A 390-nucleotide genomic window follows, 5' to 3' on the forward strand; every position below is an offset into this window, starting at 1 on the left:
CAAAAATATGAGCTAATGATAAATCATCTTACAAATATTTTATTTTTAATAATTATCTCTTTAACGTTTATAAAGATGAAAATTAACAGATGGGTGGCTTTAGGGTTTACATTAGTTGTAATAGAGAAAGGTATTAAAGCGGGCTATGACTTCTACACACATAATTATTATAGTGTCAGTTGGAGTTTAGCTATCATTGTCTATTGCATATACGAGATGGAAAAGTATCATATTGAAATAAACGAATAGGCGCAACAAAAAGGTGTTAGTAGGTGGAATTCTTTTTAAAATACTATAAAAAAGACACTACAAGAGTGTCTTTTTTTGAAAATACTCTATAATTAACTTTGGGGAAGGTAATGTTAGAGTATTCGTTTAGCATTATCTTTA

The 390-nt window shown here is 28.2% G+C and carries 1 protein-coding gene; it reads left to right on the forward strand.

Going from position 1 to position 390, the window contains the following annotated elements:
- On the forward strand, positions 1-249 hold a 249-nt coding region (locus QO049_RS30575), incomplete at its 5' end, for a hypothetical protein (RefSeq protein WP_284489827.1).
- Positions 250-390: the final 141 nt, after the last annotated feature.

The sequence above is a fragment of the Bacillus sp. RB3 genome (assembly GCF_030164735.1).
Classification (GTDB): domain Bacteria; phylum Bacillota; class Bacilli; order Bacillales; family Bacillaceae_G; genus Bacillus_A; species Bacillus_A cereus.